18 protein-coding genes are annotated in these 18,535 nt (G+C 63.9%); 1 reads left to right on the forward strand and 17 read right to left on the reverse strand.

What is annotated here, in order from left to right:
- Window positions 1-143 precede the first annotated feature (143 nt).
- The 8 genes from rpsO to rimP all read right to left on the reverse strand — a co-directional run bounded on the left by rpsO (window position 144) and on the right by rimP (window position 8,784).
- A complete protein-coding gene (gene rpsO / locus FJ443_RS10915; protein ID WP_281405124.1) occupies window positions 144-455 on the reverse strand; it encodes a 30S ribosomal protein S15 in 312 nt (103 codons plus the stop codon).
- A gap of 139 nt (window positions 456-594) precedes the next feature.
- Window positions 595-1,689 (reverse strand): magnesium/cobalt transporter CorA, encoded by a 1,095-nt coding sequence (gene corA, locus FJ443_RS10920; RefSeq protein ID WP_140513174.1) that lies wholly within the window; start codon window positions 1,687-1,689, stop codon window positions 595-597.
- 44 nt (window positions 1,690-1,733) lie between these two features.
- Window positions 1,734-2,705 (reverse strand): tRNA pseudouridine(55) synthase TruB, encoded by a 972-nt coding sequence (truB, locus tag FJ443_RS10925; RefSeq protein WP_140523878.1) that lies wholly within the window; start codon window positions 2,703-2,705, stop codon window positions 1,734-1,736.
- On the reverse strand, window positions 2,705-3,118 hold the full coding sequence (gene rbfA, locus FJ443_RS10930) for a 30S ribosome-binding factor RbfA (RefSeq protein ID WP_140496786.1): 414 nt from the start codon (window positions 3,116-3,118) through the stop codon (window positions 2,705-2,707). Before rbfA ends, truB begins: the two co-directional genes overlap by 1 nt.
- A gap of 114 nt (window positions 3,119-3,232) precedes the next feature.
- Window positions 3,233-5,806, reverse strand: a complete 2,574-nt coding sequence (gene infB / locus FJ443_RS10935; protein ID WP_140496788.1) for a translation initiation factor IF-2 — start codon at window positions 5,804-5,806, stop codon at window positions 3,233-3,235.
- A complete protein-coding gene (locus FJ443_RS10940; protein ID WP_140497289.1) occupies window positions 5,803-6,453 on the reverse strand; it encodes an RNA-binding protein in 651 nt (216 codons plus the stop codon). Before FJ443_RS10940 ends, infB begins: the two co-directional genes overlap by 4 nt.
- 38 nt (window positions 6,454-6,491) lie before the next feature.
- Window positions 6,492-8,087 (reverse strand): transcription termination factor NusA, encoded by a 1,596-nt coding sequence (gene nusA / locus FJ443_RS10945; protein ID WP_140496790.1) that lies wholly within the window; start codon window positions 8,085-8,087, stop codon window positions 6,492-6,494.
- A 49-nt stretch (window positions 8,088-8,136) separates the two neighbouring features.
- Entirely contained in the window at window positions 8,137-8,784 is a 648-nt protein-coding gene (gene rimP, locus FJ443_RS10950; protein WP_140557592.1) for a ribosome maturation factor RimP, read from the reverse strand.
- A gap of 294 nt (window positions 8,785-9,078) precedes the next feature.
- On the opposite strand from rimP, the gene FJ443_RS10955 reads away from it, so the two are divergent.
- Window positions 9,079-9,243: a hypothetical protein gene (locus tag FJ443_RS10955; protein ID WP_140496794.1), complete on the forward strand. Its 165-nt coding sequence runs from the start codon at window positions 9,079-9,081 to the stop codon at window positions 9,241-9,243.
- 113 nt (window positions 9,244-9,356) lie between these two features.
- Here the strand turns inward: FJ443_RS10955 and FJ443_RS10960 are convergent, their stop codons facing one another.
- From FJ443_RS10960 to miaB, 9 genes are all read right to left on the reverse strand, one after another.
- Entirely contained in the window at window positions 9,357-10,058 is a 702-nt protein-coding gene (locus tag FJ443_RS10960) for a tRNA (guanosine(46)-N(7))-methyltransferase TrmB (protein WP_140496796.1), read from the reverse strand.
- Between the two features lie 27 nt (window positions 10,059-10,085).
- Window positions 10,086-11,351: a methionine adenosyltransferase gene (metK, locus tag FJ443_RS10965; protein WP_140496798.1), complete on the reverse strand. Its 1,266-nt coding sequence runs from the start codon at window positions 11,349-11,351 to the stop codon at window positions 10,086-10,088.
- Window positions 11,352-11,520: 169 nt separating this feature from the next.
- A complete protein-coding gene (locus tag FJ443_RS10970) occupies window positions 11,521-11,940 on the reverse strand; it encodes a helix-turn-helix transcriptional regulator (RefSeq protein WP_140496800.1) in 420 nt (139 codons plus the stop codon).
- A 139-nt stretch (window positions 11,941-12,079) separates the two neighbouring features.
- Window positions 12,080-13,672, reverse strand: coding sequence for an apolipoprotein N-acyltransferase (gene lnt / locus FJ443_RS10975; protein WP_140559673.1), 1,593 nt, complete (start codon window positions 13,670-13,672; stop codon window positions 12,080-12,082).
- Window positions 13,673-13,872: 200 nt separating this feature from the next.
- A complete protein-coding gene (locus FJ443_RS10980) occupies window positions 13,873-14,340 on the reverse strand; it encodes a VOC family protein (protein WP_140559674.1) in 468 nt (155 codons plus the stop codon).
- A gap of 10 nt (window positions 14,341-14,350) precedes the next feature.
- Window positions 14,351-15,445 (reverse strand): hemolysin family protein, encoded by a 1,095-nt coding sequence (locus FJ443_RS10985; RefSeq protein ID WP_140496806.1) that lies wholly within the window; start codon window positions 15,443-15,445, stop codon window positions 14,351-14,353.
- Between the two features lie 27 nt (window positions 15,446-15,472).
- The gene (ybeY, locus tag FJ443_RS10990) at window positions 15,473-15,979 is read right to left on the reverse strand and encodes an rRNA maturation RNase YbeY (protein ID WP_140559675.1); all 507 of its coding nucleotides are present in this window, start codon (window positions 15,977-15,979) and stop codon (window positions 15,473-15,475) included.
- Between the two features lie 17 nt (window positions 15,980-15,996).
- Window positions 15,997-16,989, reverse strand: a complete 993-nt coding sequence (locus FJ443_RS10995; RefSeq protein ID WP_224518987.1) for a PhoH family protein — start codon at window positions 16,987-16,989, stop codon at window positions 15,997-15,999.
- A gap of 83 nt (window positions 16,990-17,072) precedes the next feature.
- Window positions 17,073-18,482, reverse strand: a complete 1,410-nt coding sequence (miaB, locus tag FJ443_RS11000; RefSeq protein ID WP_140559676.1) for a tRNA (N6-isopentenyl adenosine(37)-C2)-methylthiotransferase MiaB — start codon at window positions 18,480-18,482, stop codon at window positions 17,073-17,075.
- Window positions 18,483-18,535: the final 53 nt, after the last annotated feature.

Genomic DNA, 18,535 nt, shown 5'->3' on the forward strand with positions numbered 1-18,535 from the left:
TCACGCGCAAACTCAACTTGTTGGAGCGTCCGTCCGGCATCCGGATGGGTGCGCGGCGCTCCAGTACCTGCATTCGAGATCGGATTGGTCCGGTGCTCAAATGCGCGACCGGCGGGCCCTTGTGAGGCCCGCCGGTCAATTCGTCAACGGCGCAGGCCGAGCTTCTCGATCAGCGTCTGGTAGCGCGTGTCGTCCTTGCGCTTGAGATAATCAAGCAGGCTTCGGCGCTGGGAGACGAGAGCGAGCAGACCACGGCGGGAATGGTTATCCTTCTTGTGGTCCTTGAAATGGTCGGTCAGGTTCTTGATGCGCTCGGAAAGGATGGCTACCTGAACTTCCGGAGACCCGGTGTCGCCCTTGGCGGTTGCGAATTCAGTCATCAATTCCTGTTTGCGCTCGGCAGTAATCGACATCGTGTTTTTCCTTATCTGTTCGAGGAAACGGGTCGCCCTCAGCCGGGATGTCGTCCAGCAGGGGCCGGTGCAAGCAGAGCGTCATAGCGCTAAGCTGCGGCGCATATAGTGCAATTCCCAAGAAAACACCAGCCCAATTCACGAAGCCGGCTTTTCACGCCAAAACGGCAAGTTATCCCTGTCAAAGCCATTTTTTCCATTTGAAGAAGGCAATCAGCCCAACCGCGACCACGGCCATGAACAGCAGCGACAAGGGATAGCCGTAATAGGCCTTCAGCTCAGGCATGTTCCAAGGCGACGTCTCCGGATCGAAATTCATGCCCCAGACGCCGACCAGAAACGTGAGCGGCATGAAGATGACCGAGACGATCGTCAGATAGGAAATGACGTCGTTGGTGCGTGCCTGGCTCAGCGACAGATGCATCTCGATCAGGCCGGTCAGCATGTCGCGCTGGTTCTCGACCAGCTCGATCAGCCGCAGCGCGTGGTCGAGCGTATCGTTCAGGAAGACCTTGGTTTCGGCCTTCACATAGGACACGTCGTTGCGGATCAGCGTCGCTAGCGCATCGCGCACCGGCCACAGCACCCCCTTCAGCACATTGGCGTCGTGCCGCAATCCATGAAGCTGCTGCATCTGATGCTTGTGCGGTGCGTGCAGCATCTGGTCCTCGATGCTGTCGACGAGTTCGCCGGCCGCCTCGATCGGCGGAAAGTAGCTATCGACGATGGCGTCGATCAGCGCATAGGCGAGATAGTCGGCGCCACGGGCGCGCAGCCGGTTCGGCGCCGAGCTTTCGATGCGCTTGCGCACCGGATCGAACGGATCGCCTTCGCGCTCCTGGAAGGTGACGACGAAATTCTTGCCAAGGAAAACGGCGATCTGCTCGTAGCGGTGCGAGGCGACGTCGTCGATCATCCGCACGACCACGAAAGCATGGTCTTCGTAGAAATCCACCTTCGGCCGCTGGCCCGTGTTGACGACGTCCTCCAGCGCCAGCGGATGCAGGCTGAAGATGCGGCCGATCTCCTTGATCAGCTCGATATTGGCCAGGCCGGTGCAGTCCAGCCAGATGACCGGCCACTTTTCGCAATTGGCATTGACGTCGTCGATGCTGGCATTGTCGATCGTTTTGGACTTTTGCGGCGAGATCAGGGTGAGCCGCAGTTCCGAGCGTCGCGCCGCGGGATCGGCGATCAGCGTTCCGGGCGATGCACCGACCGGCGGCCGCCTGGCCCTGAGCGGCGCCCGCGTCTTGATCGCCTCAACCTTTGCCATGCGGCCCCTCGGATAGATATCGCATAGAGATTAGACGAGGGCCCTCACCCGGCAAAGACCCGTTTGGGCTTGAACATGCCCTGCTCGATGGCGCCGATGGCCACCAGCTTGCCGCGCGCGGTCGCGCAGGCTTCCTCGGCCTCCACCGGCGCGTCGCGGCCGCGGATGATGACGGGATTGCCGAGGCGGATCTTCGTCGCCGCATCGTCGCTGATGGCTATCTGCGGCAGGCAGTCGAGTGCCGCCGAGGTGTCGACAAGCAGCGCGTCGATCGCGGCAAAATCGATCGGCGCTTCTATCGAATCGGGGGACGGTTGCTGCGTGCCATGACCCTGCTCGCCGAAGCGCGCCGCCTCCAGTTCGGCGACGGTGACGAAATCCTCGGCGGTGAACGGCTCGACCTCGATCCGGCGCAGTTCAGAAATATGGCCGAAGCAGCCGAGATCGCGGCCCATGTCGCGGGCCAGCGAGCGCACATAGGTACCCTTGCCGCATTCGACCTCGAAAACCGTGTGATCGGCCCCGTGCTCGACGATGTCGAGGCGGCCGATTTCGATCTCGCGCGCGGGAATGTCGACCGTCTCGCCGTCGCGGGCGAGATCATAGGCGCGTTCGCCCGCGATCTTGATGGCCGAGAATTGCGGCGGCGTCTGCATGATGACGCCGGTGTATTTCGGCAGCAGCGCCTGCACTTCGGCCTCCACGGGGCGCCGGTCGGAGTCCCTCGTCACCGGACCTTCGAGGTCGTCGGTCGAGCGCTCCTGCCCCCAGGCCACGGTGAAGCGGTAGATCTTGGCGCCGTCCTGGACGTAGGGCACGGTCTTGGTGGCTTCGCCGAGCGCGATCGGCAGCATACCGGAAGCGAGCGGATCGAGCGTGCCGGCGTGGCCGGCCTTCTCCGCCTGGAACAGCCACTTGATCTTGGAGACGGCCTCGGTCGAGCCCATGCCGACCGGCTTGTCCAGCACCACCCAGCCCGAGACCGGCCGGCCCTTCTTCTTGCCGCGGCGCGCCATTATTCGCTGTCCTTATCGTCGTCGTCCGCATCCAGATCGCGCGCCACTTCCGGCGATTTCAGGAGATCGTTGATCCTGGCGAAATTGTCGAAGGAGGTGTCGAGCCGGAAGCGAAACTCGGGCATGTACTTCATCTGCCGCAGCGCGCCGGAGACACGGCCGCGGATGAACTTGGCATGCTTGTTGAGCGCCTCGACCACCGCGCCGGCGTCCGTGGCGCCGAGCGGCGAGATGAAGGCGGTTGCGATCTTGAGGTCGGGCGACATGCGCACTTCCGACACCGAAACCACGGCATTCTCGACCAGCGGATCGATGATCTCGCCGCGCTGCAAGGTTTCGGACAGCGCATGGCGCACCTGCTCGCCGACGCGCAGCATGCGCTGGGATGGGCCTGATGTGGTCGAACGGGGCATTTTTTCTCGATCCTGAAAGCGTGGGGCGCGGGATAGGACCGTGCCTCATGTCTCAAATGTTTGCCAGGCGGCGGCCTCTCGGCCACCGCCTGGCATGACGGACGTCACACGAACTCAGAGCGTGCGGGTTACCATCTCGACGCGGAAGCACTCGATGATGTCGCCGACGCGCATGTCCTCGTAGTTCTGGAAGGCCATGCCGCATTCCTGGCCGCCCGGGACTTCCGAAACCTCGTCCTTGAAGCGCTTCAGCGTCTTCAGCGTGCCTTCGTGGATGACGACGTTGTCGCGGATCAGGCGCACGCCCGCGCCACGCTCGACCTTGCCTTCGGTGACACGGCAGCCGGCGATCTTGCCGACCTTGGTGATGTCGAATATCTCGAGGATCTGCGCATTGCCGATGAAGGTCTCGCGACGCTCCGGCGAGAGCATACCCGACAGAGCCGCCTTCACGTCATCAACGAGGTTGTAGATGATCGAGTAATAGCGGATCTCGATGCCAGCGGCCGCCGCCGCGGCGCGTGCCTGCACATTGGCGCGGACGTTGAAGCCGATGATCGCCGCACCCGACGTCTCCGCCAGCGACACGTCGCTTTCGGTGATGGCGCCGGCGCCGGCATGGACGATGCGCGCACGCACCTCGTCGGTGCCAAGCTTGTCGAGCGCTGCGTTGATCGCCTCGATCGAACCCTGCACGTCACCCTTGATGACCAGCGGGAACTCCTTCAGTCCGCTCGTCTGCAGCTGCGACATCATCTGTTCGAGCGAACCGCGCTGGCCGGCATGACGGGCAACCGCCTTCTCGCGGGCCAGACGCTGGCGGTACTCGGTGATCTCGCGGGCGCGGGCCTCGTTGTTGACCACGGCGAAGCGGTCGCCGGCCTGCGGCGTGCCCTGGAGGCCGAGCACCTCGACCGGCATAGCCGGCGGCGCTTCCTTGACGTGTTCGCCGCGATCGTCGACCAGCGCGCGCACCCGGCCCCATTCATTGCCGGCGACAAGGATGTCGCCCGGCATCAGCGTGCCGGTCTGCACCAGCACGGTGGCGACGGGGCCACGGCCCTTGTCGAGCTGCGCCTCGATGACGACGCCCTCGGCGGTGCGGTCCGGATTGGCCTTGAGGTCGAGGATTTCGGCCTGCAGCAGGATCGCTTCTAGCAGCTTGTCGAGGTTGGTGCCCTTGGTCGCCGATACTTCGACATCAAGCACTTCACCGCCCATGGATTCGACGAATACCTCATGGCGCAGAAGTTCCGAGCGCACTTTTTGCGGATCGGCGTCATGCTTGTCGATCTTGTTGATCGCCACGATGATCGGAACGCCGGCCGCCTTGGCATGGCTGATCGATTCGATCGTCTGCGGCATCACGCTGTCGTCGGCCGCCACCACCAGGATGGCAATGTCGGTGGCCTGGGCGCCGCGGGCGCGCATGGCCGTGAAGGCGGCGTGGCCGGGCGTGTCGATGAAGGTGATCTTCTGACCGTTCTTCTCGACCTGATAGGCGCCGATATGCTGGGTGATGCCGCCGGCCTCGCCGGAGACGACATTGGCGTTGCGGATCGCGTCGAGCAGCGAGGTCTTGCCGTGGTCGACATGCCCCATGATGGTCACGACAGGCGGCCGCGACACCAGGTCTTCCGGACGGTCGGCGATGTTGAACAGGCCTTCCTCGATGTCGGACTCGGCGACGCGGCGGACCGTGTGGCCGAATTCGGTGGCGACCAGTTCCGCCGTGTCGGCGTCGATGACGTCGCCCGGCTTCAGGATCTGGCCCTGCTTCATGAAGAACTTGACCACATCGACGGCGCGCTCGGACATGCGCTGCGCCAGTTCCTGGATAGTAATGGTTTCGGGCAGGATCACTTCGCGCATAACCTTCTCGCGCGGCTCATTGTGCATCGCGCGCTTGAACTTTTCCTGGCGGCGGCGCATCGACGACAGCGAACGGGCCCGCGCATCCTCGTCGGAAAGCGCGGAGTTCAAAGTCAGCTTGCCGCGACGGCGGTCTTCCTCGCCCTTGGTCGGCTTGGCCGGACGCGCCACTTCGGGCGTCACCAGACGGCGCACCGGCGCACCGGCGCCAGTCCGCTTCGGCTTGACCTCTTCTTCCTCGTCGGCGGTCGCCAGTTCGGCGGCCTGCGGCGCGCGGCGACGCGCCTCTTCCTCGGCGCGGCGGCGGGATTCGGCCTCGGCCTGCAACCGCGCTTCTTCCTCGGCCTGGCGGCGTGCGGATTCCTCGCGCTCGCGCTTGCGGCGCTCCTCATCCTCGGTGCGGCGCTTGGCTTCCTCGACGGCGCGCTGGCGGTCCTCGACCTCGCGCGCTTTGGAGCCTTCGAGCGCCCTGCGGCGCGCTTCCATTTCGCTGCGCGACAGTTCGTTCAACACCATGCCGCTGCGCTCGACCGGTGCCGGCGGAGGTGGAGGCGGCGCCTTGGGTGCCTCCTGCACGACGGGAGCCGCCGCGACCGCCGGCTTCGGGGTGAACACGGGTGCCGCCACCGCCGGCTCCGGCTTGTCGCCGGGCAGCGAGAATTTGCGCTTCTTGGTCTCGACCACGACCGACTTGGTGCGGCCGTGCGAGAAGTTCTGGCGCACGGTGCCCTGTTCCATGCCGGGGCGCTTCAGCGTCAAGGTCTTCTTCGGCGTAACACTCAACGTCTTGTCGTCGCCCGATTTCGTATCGCTCATTCCATATCCTCTGCGGCCTCATCTTCGTCAGCAACGGCCGCAAGCATTGCCAGATCGTCCGGGGTACCGCCCCGATATCGGTCGAGCGCAACCATGCGCTTCTGGACCGCCTTACCCGCGTCTCCCGCGAGGACGGCAGCATGTATCACATTTGTACCCCCCAATGCCAAGCTCAACTCGGCCTCGGAGAAAAGTTTGTAGGCAAGGATGGAGGGGCCGCCAATATGGACGGTCGCCCGCCGCGCCTGGCTGATCTTGCGCACGCCATCGTCTGAGGCTTCGGTCGCGTGGAGCACGAAAAGCGCCAATCCACCGCGCACCGCGCTCTCCACCTTGGTGGCGCCCAGCGCGATCGCCCCTGCCTTGCGAGCGAGACCCAGCATGCCAAGGGCGGATCTGGAAAGCAGCCCATCGACCATGCCGCCGAGATCGGGCGGCACGACCACCTGTGCCTTAAAGGCGCGGCTAAAAAGGTTCTTGGCCGCCGCCTTGTCGATATGTAGGCGGTCGGCGCTCACCCAGCAACCACGGCCGGGCAGATTTCTCTTGAGATCCGGAACGACGGCCGAATCCGGGCCGACGACGAACCGGATCAGTTCATCCGGTTCGGCCTGTTTGCGGGTGACGATGCAGGTGCGATCGTTCATCTCGTCCAAGGGCGGTTTCTGTGCGATGCGGTTTCACCTCACGCACCAACGGCTTCGTCAGCCGGCGCTTCTTCGGCTGCAAGCTCGTCTTCGGAAATCCAGCCGGCCTTGAGACGGGCCGCGAGCACCATCTGCTCGGCATCGGCGCGCGAAACGCCATGATCGGCCAGCACGCCCGGATACACCTTGGTCTCGCCGTCCTTGCGTTCCTTCCAGCCGGTGAGGTCGTCGGCGGCATAGCCGGCGAAATCCTCGATCGTCTTCACGCCGTCCTCGCCGAGCGTCACCATCATGGCGGTGGTGATGCCGGGGATTTCGCGCAGCTCGTCCTTGACGCCCAGCGCCTTGCGCTTTTCGTCGTGCTCGGCTTCGATCTTCTCCAGATATTCGCGGGCCCGGGTCTGGATCTCCGAGGCGGTATCCTCATCGAAGCCGTCGATCGAGGCGATTTCGCCGGCATCGACATAGGCGACTTCCTCGACGCTGGTGAAGCCTTCGGAGGCGAGCACCTGGCCGACCATCTCGTCGACGTCGAGAGCTTCCATGAACAGCGCCGAGCGCTCGACGAATTCCTTCTGGCGGCGCTCGGATTCCTCGGCCTCGGTCAGGATGTCGATATCCCAGCCGGTGAGCTGCGAAGCGAGGCGCACATTCTGGCCGCGGCGGCCGATGGCCAGCGAGAGCTGGTCGTCCGGCACCACCACTTCGATGCGCTCGGCGTCCTCGTCGAGCACGACCTTGGCGACTTCCGCCGGCTGCAGCGCATTGACGATGAAGGATGCGGCCGAGGGCGACCACGGAATGATGTCGATCTTCTCGCCCTGCAATTCGGCGACGACCGCCTGGACGCGGCTGCCGCGCATGCCGACGCAGGCGCCGACCGGATCGATCGAGCTGTCGCGCGAGATGACGGCGATCTTGGCGCGCGAACCGGGGTCGCGGGCGACCGACTTGATCTCGATGATGCCATCATAGATCTCCGGCACTTCCATGGTGAAGAGCTTGGCCATGAACTGCGGATGGGTGCGCGACAGGAAGATCTGCGGGCCGCGCTGCTCACGGCGCACGTCGTAGACATAGGCGCGGACGCGATCGCCATATTTGTAGTTTTCGCGCGGGATCAGCTCGTCGCGGCGGATGATTGCTTCGCCACGACCGAGATCGACGATGACATTGCCGTATTCGACGCGCTTGACGGTTCCGTTGACGATCTCGCCGATGCGGTCCTTGTATTCGTCATACTGGCGGTCGCGCTCGGCCTCGCGCACCTTCTGCACGATGACCTGCTTGGCCGACTGGGCGGCGATGCGGCCGAAATCCATCGGCGGCAGCTGTTCGGCGATGAAGTCGCCGAGCTGGGCATCGGGATTGCGCTCGCGCGCCGAGGAAATGGCGATCTGCGTGGCGTAGTCGTCGACCTTCTCGACCACTTCCATCAGCCGCTGCAGCTTCATCTCACCGGTGTTGGGGTTGATGTCGGCGCGGATGTTGGTCTCCTGGCCATAACGCGAGCGTGCCGCCTTCTGGATCGCATCAGCCATGGCGGCGATGACGATCGACTTGTCGATCGACTTTTCACGCGCGACCGCGTCGGCGATCTGCAGCAGTTCAAGTCTGTTGGCGCTTACAACCATGTTTTTTCTCCCGAGCCTGTTTGCCGGCCCCTGGGGCCTGGCAGCTCAATCAACTTTCCTGTTCGTGTTCTTCCGTAGCGCCCGGTTCCGTACCCTCCGGTACGTCGTCGTCCGGTTCGCCGCGGCGTTTCTTGGCTTCCTTGCGCGCCCTATTGTCCTTCGACAATGCATCACGGATGAGGTCGTCGGTCAGGATCAGCCGGGCTTCGGCAATGGCGTCGTAGGGCACGCGCACTGTCGGCTCCTCACCGTAGGCCGCCTTGTCGCGCTCGATCAGCACATCGTTCTCACCGGCTTCGGCGATCTTGCCCTTGAAGCGCTTGCGATCCGCGACAACGACCGATGTTTCCATCTTCACCAGATGACCGGTCCAGGTCGAGAAATCCGATTTGCGCACCAGCGGCCGGTCGATGCCGGGCGATGAGACTTCGAGATGATACGCCTTCTCGATGGGATCGTCGACGTCGAGCGCCGGCGACACCGCACGGCTCACCTCTTCGCAATCCTCGACCGTCATGGTGCCGTCCTCGCGCTCAGCCATGATCTGCAGCGTCAGCCCGTTCTGGCCGGACAGATGCACGCGTACAAGGCGAAAGCCGATGCCGCGCAGCACCGGCTGGACGATCAGCGCGATGCGTGCATCGATGCCGCTTTCGCGGATGATGCGATCGTCGCTCTCGCTTGCCGTTGACGTCATTCGATTCCTGTCGATCATTCTCTAGCCGTCGGCAGGTAATAAAAAAGAGCGGGACCGGGTGGACCCACTCTTCGTCATACCGACCAAGAATTTGAGGCTGATATAAACGATCCGCCCCGGTGTTTCAAGCCCGCCGTCCCAACTGCGCGAATGTCCTGGCGCATTGGGGTTGCGCCAGGTGCATGCCATCCATGCGGCAACGGCCCTTGTTGGTCCTCAAGCCGCGCTCCTATCTATGTTGCATTGCACAAAGCGACAGCGATAGCGCGTCACCGCACGCGAAAGGACATGACAATGAACAGCCGCAAGGTTTTTTCCGCCATAGGCGATCTCTTCACCACATTCGGCAGCGCCGTAGCCGCGTCGCGGGCGGTGGAAGCCGGCCGCAAGCCGCGCGCCCAGGATCTGCGCAGCCTCGGCATGGATCCGACGGCTTTCGACAAGATCGGCCGTTTCTGAACTCCGGCCAACGGGCGACATTCGATTTCTGTGTCCCCGCAACAATTGAAGATCTCTCCCTCACGAAGGGCCCAGATCCTGATGCCCAAATCCCGATGCCTGGGACCTGATGCCTAGGTCCTGATGAAGGTAAGATAGGCCGGCCGCCTGCCCTCGCGGACGGCTTTCGCCTCGTAGCGGGTGCCTGGCCAGCCATCGTAGGGGCGATGCCAGTCGACGGCCTCTGAAGCCTGCCAGGCGAAACCGCCATGCGCACGGCAATGCAGCAGGGTCCAGTTCACATAGGTGTCGATGTCGGAAGCGAAACGGAATTCGCCGCCACGCTTCACAACGCGTGCGAAACGATCGAGATTGACCGGGCTGACGAAACGGCGCTTCCAGTGCTTCTTCTTCGGCCACGGATCGGGATAGAGCAGGTCGATGCCATCGAGCGAGGCCTGCGGCAGCCAGTCGAGCAGCCGCGTGGCGTCGTCGTCGTAGACCCTGAGGTTGGCCAGCGGCTTTTCCCGCATCGCCATCATCATCTTGGCCATGCCGTTGACGAAGGGCTCGACACCGATAAAGCCGGTCATCGGCGCTTCGGTCGCGCGATGCAGGAGATGCTCGCCGCCGCCAAAGCCGATTTCGAGGCGAACGGCGGAAACATCGGCTTCGAACAGAGCCCGCAGATCCGACGGCGCCTCATTCGTCAGATCGAGCCGATAGGTGTCGAGGCCGCTTTCCAGCGCCGCCGCCTGCTGCGGGCGAACCGGCTTGCCGCGCCGACGGCCGAAGAAGGCTTCTGTCGCGCGGCTTGGCCTGTCCCCGGAACTCATCGGCTGATCAAGGTCCTGTCGCCGCCCTCAGGCAGCGACAGCATCCTTGAGCGCCTTGGCGAGATCGGTCTTTTCCCAGGAAAAAGATCCGTCGCGGCCGGCCTTGCGGCCGAAATGACCGTAGGACGAGGTCTTGGCGTAGATCGGCTTGTTAAGGTCGAGGTGGCGGCGGATGCCGGACGGCGACAGGTCCATCACAGTGCGCAGCGCCTCCTCGAGCCTTGCCTCGTCGACCTTGCCGGTGCCGTGCAGGTCGACATAGACCGACAAGGGCTGGGCGACGCCGATGGCGTAGGAAAGCTGGATGGTGCAGCGGTCGGCAAGTTTCGCCGCCACAACGTTCTTTGCCAGGTAGCGCGCCGCATAAGCGGCCGAACGGTCGACCTTGGTGGTGTCCTTGCCCGAGAAGGCGCCGCCGCCATGGGGTGCGGCGCCGCCATAGGTGTCGACGATGATCTTGCGGCCGGTCAGCCCGGCGTCGCCATCAGGCCCGCCGATGACGAACTTGCCGGTCGGATTGATGTACCACATGCAATCGTCGGCGATCTTGAGGTCACCCAATGCCTCGCGGATATAGGGCTCGACGACCTTGCGCACCTTCTTGGAATCCCAGCTCGCATCGAGGTGCTGGGTCGACAGCACGATCTGCGTCGCTTCGGCGGCCTTGCCGTCGATATAGCGGACCGTTACCTGGCTCTTGGCGTCCGGCCCGAGCTTGCCGGCATCGCCGTTGTTCTGGTGGCGGGCGGCGGCCAGGAGTTCGAGGATCTTGTGGCTGTAGTAGATCGGCGCCGGCATCAGGTCCGGCGTCTCGCGGCAGGCATAGCCAAACATGATGCCCTGGTCGCCGGCACCCTCCTCGCCCTGGCGGTCGGAGGCATTGTCGACGCCTTGGCCGATGTCGGGCGACTGGCCATGCAACAGAACGTCGATCTTGGCCTTTTTCCAGTGGAAGCCGGCCTGCTCATAGCCGATCTCGCGGATCGCCTTGCGGGCGACCGACTTGAACTTCGCCGGGTTGACGACCGGATGGCCGGCGGCATCCCTCAGGATGTTGCCTTCCTTGTCCTTCTTCAGCAGCGTCTCGGGAACGCGCACCTCGCCGGCGATGACGACGCGGTTGGTGGTCGCCAGCGTCTCGCAGGCGACGCGGACTTTCCACGGATCCATGCCCGTCTTCTTGGCCTCACGGTAGACCAGGTCGACGATCTCGTCGGATATCCGGTCACAGACTTTGTCGGGATGGCCCTCGGCAACGGATTCCGAGGTAAAGAAGTAGTTCTGCCGCGTCACGGGTGTCCCCTCTTGAAAAAACGATCGGCAGGCTGCCGATTTGGCGCGCCACGTGTTAGCGGGGCGAAGCGCCGCTCGTCAAGCGGTGCCGCCCTTCTGGCATGAATGTCGATGTCGATATTTTGTACCACCAGCGGCCGGAATGCCGCCGGTCGAGTCCTGTTGCGGATCAGTCGGAATCTTCGGACGCCAGCGACTTCACCAGGTCTATGATCCTGCGACGCACCTTGACGTCGGCGATCTTGACGAAGGCCCGGTTGAGTTGAAGGCCCTCCGGGCTGCCGCAGAATTCCACGGCGAAAGCCATCGAAGCATCCTCCGCGAAACCGCGGCCGGCCGGGCTCTCCTGGCCCGGCGCATCCTCGAAAAAGAAGGCGACAGGCACGCCGAGTATGGATGCTATCGCCTGCAGGCGGCTTGCGCCGACCCGGTTGGTGCCCTTTTCATATTTCTGTATCTGCTGAAATGTGATGCCGAGGTTCTCGCCTAGTTTTTCCTGGCTCATTCCCAACATATTGCGGCGAAGCCGGATGCGACTTCCAACATGGATGTCGATCGGATTCGGTTTCTTCTTGTTATCTTCTGTCATTTTTTCCTCGCCGAATTTTTTCGGCTTTGTGATTTTTTTCCTACCCAAACAAAGCCGGAGGCGACTGCCCCAACAGAACGATCCACCGGCTTCGAGAAATTTTCAGGCGTTACAGTATGAGTTTCTAATGTGTCGACTGTCAATTCACCCGTAGCCTTTGCCTTACATTGAACAGGACGGCAGCCAGGGCAAACAGCAACATGATCAGCATTCCGTTAATGCGCAGCTGGCCGGCGGACACGACAGCTTGCTGCGAGATTGGCACACGGACGTCGATGGCCCCGCGCGCGTCGATCGCCAGCGCATCGACGATGCGCCCCCGTGGGTCGACAACCGCCGAGATGCCGTTGTTGGCCGCACGCAACAAGGGCAACCCGTTCTCCACCGCGCGAATCTGAGCCTGCCTGAAATGCTGATAGGGACCCGGCGTATCGCCGAACCACGCATCGTTGGTAACGTTGACAATAAGCTGCGCTGACGTTGCGTCAACCGCCACCAGTTCGGGAAAGATCACTTCGTAACAGATGAAGGGCAAGGCGCGGACGCCATCCGGCAGCGTGATCGCATGCCGCTCATTGCCTGCCGTGAAGGTCACCGGGCCAGCGACCAGTTGTTCGATGCCGAAACGATCGAGCAGGTCGGCGAAAGGCAGGTATTCGCCGAACGGCACCAGATGGACCTTGTCGACGGCGTCAGCGATTTCGCCCTTGTCGTTGATCGCCACCACGGAGTTGTAGTAGCGGCTGCCGGCACCGGCCGCCGCACCGCCTTCCTCGCGCACGACGCCGGCGATCAGCATCTGGCCGGCGTCCAGCATGTCGCCCAGTGCGGTCAAAGCGTCCGGCCGCTCGGTGAGGAGGAACGGGACCGAGGTTTCGGGCCACAGGATCAGTTGCGGCTTTTCATGGCCGGGGTCCGGCGCCTTGGCCGACAGGCCTATCAAGGTGGCGAAGATACGGTCGCGCACCGAGGCGTCCCACTTTTCCGAAAGGTCGACGGCCGGCTGGACGATGCGCACATCGATCGTGCGGGCCTCAGGCGCGGCCGGAGCGTTGAGCCTGAGATAGCCGAAGCCGGCATGAGCGGCGACGAGCACGACAAGCAGCGCGACGCCAAGACGAAGATGCGTGCGCGCCGCCAGCAGCGCCGGCAGCGAGAAGACGAACACGGCGAGCACGTTCATGCCGACCATCCCGGTGACCGAGACGCTCTGCATCAGCAGGGGCACCGGCATCGCCGCGTAGCCGATCGCGTTCCAGGGAAAGCCGGTGAACAGGAAGCCGCGCAGCCACTCGGCCAGCCCGAAGGCGGCGGCCAGGGCCGCGATGCGGCCGATGTCGTTGCTCCACAGGAGCCGGGCGACCATGGCCGCAAAGCCGTAGAAGAAGGCCAATGCAAAGGGGATGCCGACCACCGCGAAGGGCAGCGCCCAGGCGAAACTGTCGGCCTCTACAAGCAGGGCCGAGCCGATCCACCACAGGCCGGCGAGGAAATAGCCGAAGCCGAACCACCAGCCGACGGCAAAGGCCGGCCGCAGCCGCGCAAACAGGCTGCCCGAGGCCTCACCGGTCGCCCCGTCGAGCAGCCAGACCAGCAGCGGAAACGAAATGAAACAAGCGGCAAAGAAATCGTACGGCGCCTGGCCGAGCACCGCCAGGGCGCCCGCGAGGAACGCCACGAGCGCACGCCGCCAACCCCAAAACAGAATTATCCGGCCGGCCAGGCGGTTCATGCATTGTTCCGAGTCGTGCGAATCACGGCAGCAGATTTATCAGGCCGCGGCCTGCGCTCCAAACTTCGGGTGGTCTGCCGTGAAACCCACTCACCACTGCTGGAGCGCATCGCGTTTGAACTGATCAGACGACGCGCCTTAGGTCTTTGTTTTTGTGCATGTCCTCCTCCCAAAACCGAAGTTACTTAGGGCGACATGGATCAGCGGTGCCACCCTTCTATGCGCACGTCGCCGAGCCGTTCGGCCTCTTCCAGCGGAACGGAGCGGATGGTCTGGGTGAAGGTCCAGACATGGCCCTCGGGATCGCGCGCCCGATACTGGCGCTCGCCGTAGAACTGGTCCGCCGGCTCCTGGATTATACCGGCACCCGCCGTCCGCGCCTGCTCGCAATGTGCATCAATGCCGTCTTTCAGCCTGACATAGACCGACTGCGTGTTCTTGCCCGAGACCGAGGCCGGGCTGGCGACGTAGTCGCTCCATTCGGAATCGACAATGATGTAGCAGTCGCCGAACCGCATCTCGGAATGGACGAGCTTGCCGTCGGCATCGCTGACCACCATGCTGCGCTCGAAGCCGAAAGCTGCCTCCAGCCAATCCAGCGCGGCCCGCGGATCCCTGTAGAACACGCCGGATCCCAAGGCGGCGTGCCTGAAGGGGTCTTCGGTCATCCGCAGGCGCTTAAGCCTGCTCGGTGCGCGCCGCGGCGCGGCGGCGACGTTCGCCCTTCTGGTTCTGCACGATGCGCACGCGCTTGACGCGGCGCGGATCGGCGTCGAGCACATGGAACTCGAAGCCAGGGATGGCCTGCACCACCTCGCCGCGCGCCGGCACCCGGCCAAGCGTGTTGAAGATCATGCCGCCGATGGTGTCGACATACTCGCCATGTTCGCCGGCGGCGAAATCCCCGCCGATCATCTTGGCAACCTCGTCGATCTCGGCCTTGCCGTCGACGACGAACACGCCTTCACCGGTCTGGGTGATCATCGGCTCGTCGTCGTCGTGCTCGTCCTCGATGTCGCCGACCACCATCTCGACGATATCCTCGAGCGAGACGAGCCCGTCGGTGCCGCCATACTCGTCGATGACCAGCGCCATCTGCGTGCGGGTCGTCTGCATGCGGCCCATCAGATCGGAGGCCAGCATGGACGGGGGCACGAACAGCACCGGCCGGATCAGGTTCAGTTCGCCTATGGTGCGCGAGAGGTCGACCTGGGTGAGGTCGAGAACCGTGGCGGCGGGTGTCTTCCTGGTCGCCCGGCCTTTCCTGACGCGCGCAATCTTGGTGATATGGGCCAGCACGTCGCGGATATGGACCATGCCGCGCGGGTCGTCGAGCGTCTCGGCATAGACCGGCATGCGGGAATGGCCGGACTGCTCGAACATGCCAAGCAGATCGCCAAGCGTGGTCGTGATCTCGACCGCCTCGATGTCGGCGCGCGGCACCATGACGTCCTCGACGCGCACCTCGCGCAGCCGCAGGATGTTGTTGAGCATGGCGCGTTCGCCCGGCGAAAAGGATTCGACATCGCTCGTCGTCTCGGCGAGCGCGCCGGCGATCTCCTCGCGCAGGCTGGTTCCGTTGCGTTGCCTGAACAGGCCCAGAACGCGGTTGAACAGGGAAGGCCCGGCAGGCGACGGCTCACTGGCAGCGCTGCCGGTGTTGGCAACGCCAGGGGTAATGGTACTCGGACTTGATCCCTCTTCCGACGTATCGGAAGCCTTGGTCGCACTGCCGGCGTCGGGGCGGACGGCAGTTTCAGGTTTGTCGTTCATCTTCGTCCGTCAATTGGTGTTTTGTAGTTACGCGTAGGGATCGGGAATGGCAAGTCTGGCGAGCGCGGCGCGCTCGACGGCCTCCATCTCCTCGGCCTCGGCATCGGTCTCGTGATCATGGCCCATGAGATGCAGCAGGCCGTGGATGACGAGATGGGAAATATGGTTCTCCAGCGGCTTGTCTTCCAGTGCCGCCTCGCGCGCCACCGTCTCCGCGGCCAGTACGATATCGCCGAGCATCGGCGGCAGCGGACCGCCCTTGGGGAAAGGAAATGCCGGAAAAGACAAGACGTTGGTCGGCTTGTCCTTGCCGCGCCAGCCGGCGTTGAGCGCCTGGACATGGGCATCGTCGGAAAAAACGACGCTGAGTTCGGAACGGCCAGCCGCACCCGTCTCGGCGAATGCCGCGGCGGCGGCGGCGCCGACCAGCCGGACAAGCTCGGCTTCGTCCGGCCAATGCCCAGCCTCGACCGTCAGATCAATGTCGACGGGCAGCGGCGGAGCCGGCCCGTTCGGCGTTTCGGGCTCAACCATGAGGTCGCTCGATCAAATCAGCCTTCGGTCCCCAGGCCGCGGGCTAGCTTGCCGTCCCGGTCGTAGGCCTTGACGATCTCGGCGACCAGCGGATGCCTGACGACGTCGCCTTCATTGAAGCGGACCGTCACCATGCCGGTCACACCGTCGAGGATCCGGAGCGCCTCGACAAGGCCGGACTTGGTGTTCTGCGGCAAATCGATCTGCGTTGGGTCGCCGGTGACGATCATGCGCGAATTCTCGCCCAGACGGGTCAGGAACATCTTCATCTGCATCGGCGTGGTGTTCTGCGCCTCGTCGAGAATGACGGCGGCATGCGCCAGCGTGCGGCCGCGCATGAAGGCGAGCGGTGCGATCTCGATCACCTCGGCGGCGATGGCGCGTTCGACCTTGTCGGCCGGCATCATGTCATAGAGCGCGTCGTAGAGCGGCCGCAGGTAGGGATCGACCTTCTCCTTCATGTCGCCCGGCAGGAAGCCCAGCCGCTCGCCGGCCTCGACGGCAGGCCGCGACAGCACGATGCGCTCGACCATGCCGCGTTCGAGCAGCATCGCCGCATGCGCCACCGCCAGGTAGGTCTTGCCGGTACCGGCCGGGCCGATGCCGAACACCAGTTCCGAGCGCTCCAGCGCCCGCATATACGCGTCCTGCGTGAGCGAGCGGGCGTAGATCGTCTTCTTGCGCGTCGATATCTGGGCGGCCGAAACCTTGCCCTTGCGCTCCAGCGTCGGCAGCGTGAGCTGGTCATCGGCGGCGACCGCCATGCGCACGGCGCCGTCGACATCGGACTGGCCGATATCCACCCCCTTCTGGAGGATGCCGTAGAGGTTGTCCAACGCGCGGCGGGCCTGCTCGGCGGCGGAAGCCGACCCCTTGATGGTCAGCTGGTTGCCGCGCGAGCGGATGTCGACGCCCAGTTTCTGCTCGAGCCGGGCGAGGTTCTCGTCGAACTGGCCGTAGAGGGCGCTGGCAAGCTTGTTGTTGTCGAAAGTCAGTACGATGTGCGCCATGTCAGAAGCCCCAGATGCCGGTACCGGGGGCAGGTTCTTCAGCTCCGCTGCGCTCAACCGTCTCTCCTCATCTGCCGAGGTCATCAGACCAATTCGGCGAACAGGCTATTGTAACCCGTCTTCGTGATTCGCACCTGGATAATGTCACCGATTTCGCCGGCCTTTTCATCAACAATAACGGGCTGAAGCCAAGGTGAGCGTCCGACCTTCTGGCCGGCCTGGCGACCTGGCTTCTCGATCAGCGTATCTATGGTGCGGCCGACGAGACTCAAGCCGAAATCCTGCTGCTGCTTCAAAAGCAGCGCCTGGAGCCGCTGCAAACGCTCGTCCTTGACCGCTTCCGGCACATGGCCGGCCATCTCGGCGCCCGGCGTGCCGGGGCGCGGCGAATATTTGAACGAAAAGGCCGAGGCGTAGTTCACCTGGCGCACCAGCTCCATCGTCGCCTCGAAATCCGTCTCGGTCTCGCCGGGGAAACCGACGATGAAATCGCCCGACAGCGCGATATCGGGCCGCACGGCGCGGATGCGGTCGAGCAGCGCCAGATAATCAACCGCCGTGTGCCTGCGGTTCATCGCCTTCAGGATGCGGTCGGACCCGGATTGCACCGGCAGATGCAGATACGGCATCAGTGCCGGCAGGTCGCGATGGGCCGCTATCAGCTCGTCGTCCATGTCGCGCGGGTGGCTCGTGGTGTAGCGCAGGCGCGCCAGCCCGGGAATTTCGGCCAGCCTGAACAGAAGGCGGCCAAGGCCCCATTCCTCGCCGTTTTCGCCTTGTCCATGCCAGGCATTGACGTTCTGGCCAAGCAGCGTCACCTCACGCACCCCGGCTTCGGCCAGGCGCTCGGCTTCGGCGACGATCTGTGCCACCGGCCGCGACACTTCGGCCCCCCTGGTGTAGGGCACGACGCAGAAGGTACAGAACTTGTCGCAGCCCTCCTGGACGGTGAGAAAGGCGGTGACGCCGCGCTTGATCACCTCGGCGCGCTTCGGCTGCGGCAAGTGCTCGAACTTGTCCTCGATGGCGTAGTCGGTCTCGACGATCTTCTCGCCGCCGCGCACCCTGGCCAGTACGTCCGGCAGCCGGTGATAGGTCTGCGGGCCGATGACCAGGTCCACGGCGGGCGAGCGGCGGATGATCTCGGCCCCTTCGGCCTGCGCCACGCAACCGGCGACGCCGATTAGCAATTCGCGGCCGGCGGCGGCGCGTTCGGCCTTCATCTCGCGAATGCGACCGAGCTCGGAATAGACCTTTTCAGCCGCTTTTTCCCTGATATGGCAGGTGTTTAGCAGCACCAGGTCGGCTTCGCCGATGGTCTGCGTCGCCGTGTAGCCGTCGGCGGCCAGCGCATCTGTCATGCGCTGTGAATCATAGACGTTCATCTGGCAGCCATAAGTCTTGACGAAGACCTTTTTCGCCGCCGCGGAAATTACTGCCTGCTCTCCAGCCGCAGTCCCGATGTCGTCGCTTTCAACCGTGTTCAAGTCCATCCGGCGGCTTCTAACGCCTTTCCGCGACAAAAAACAGACGATTCTGCCTGGGG

Source organism: Mesorhizobium sp. B2-6-1, from assembly GCF_006440475.1.
Lineage (GTDB): Bacteria > Pseudomonadota > Alphaproteobacteria > Rhizobiales > Rhizobiaceae > Mesorhizobium.

Coding starts and splice junctions, on each gene's coding strand:
- truB (WP_140523878.1), bottom strand. CDS start 2,705: ATGGCGCGCCGCGGCAAGAAGAAGGGCCGGCCGGTCTCGGGCTGGGTG.
- rimP (WP_140557592.1), bottom strand. CDS start 8,784: ATGACGTCAACGGCAAGCGAGAGCGACGATCGCATCATCCGCGAAAGC.
- FJ443_RS10980 (WP_140559674.1), bottom strand. CDS start 14,340: ATGACCGAAGACCCCTTCAGGCACGCCGCCTTGGGATCCGGCGTGTTC.
- corA (WP_140513174.1), bottom strand. CDS start 1,689: ATGGCAAAGGTTGAGGCGATCAAGACGCGGGCGCCGCTCAGGGCCAGG.
- FJ443_RS10985 (WP_140496806.1), bottom strand. CDS start 15,445: ATGAACGACAAACCTGAAACTGCCGTCCGCCCCGACGCCGGCAGTGCG.
- nusA (WP_140496790.1), bottom strand. CDS start 8,087: ATGGTTGTAAGCGCCAACAGACTTGAACTGCTGCAGATCGCCGACGCG.
- lnt (WP_140559673.1), bottom strand. CDS start 13,672: ATGAACCGCCTGGCCGGCCGGATAATTCTGTTTTGGGGTTGGCGGCGT.
- miaB (WP_140559676.1), bottom strand. CDS start 18,482: ATGGACTTGAACACGGTTGAAAGCGACGACATCGGGACTGCGGCTGGA.
- ybeY (WP_140559675.1), bottom strand. CDS start 15,979: ATGGTTGAGCCCGAAACGCCGAACGGGCCGGCTCCGCCGCTGCCCGTC.
- FJ443_RS10940 (WP_140497289.1), bottom strand. CDS start 6,453: ATGAACGATCGCACCTGCATCGTCACCCGCAAACAGGCCGAACCGGAT.
- FJ443_RS10970 (WP_140496800.1), bottom strand. CDS start 11,940: ATGACAGAAGATAACAAGAAGAAACCGAATCCGATCGACATCCATGTT.
- infB (WP_140496788.1), bottom strand. CDS start 5,806: ATGAGCGATACGAAATCGGGCGACGACAAGACGTTGAGTGTTACGCCG.
- FJ443_RS10955 (WP_140496794.1), top strand. CDS start 9,079: ATGAACAGCCGCAAGGTTTTTTCCGCCATAGGCGATCTCTTCACCACA.
- FJ443_RS10995 (WP_224518987.1), bottom strand. CDS start 16,989: ATGGCGCACATCGTACTGACTTTCGACAACAACAAGCTTGCCAGCGCC.
- rbfA (WP_140496786.1), bottom strand. CDS start 3,118: ATGCCCCGTTCGACCACATCAGGCCCATCCCAGCGCATGCTGCGCGTC.
- FJ443_RS10960 (WP_140496796.1), bottom strand. CDS start 10,058: ATGAGTTCCGGGGACAGGCCAAGCCGCGCGACAGAAGCCTTCTTCGGC.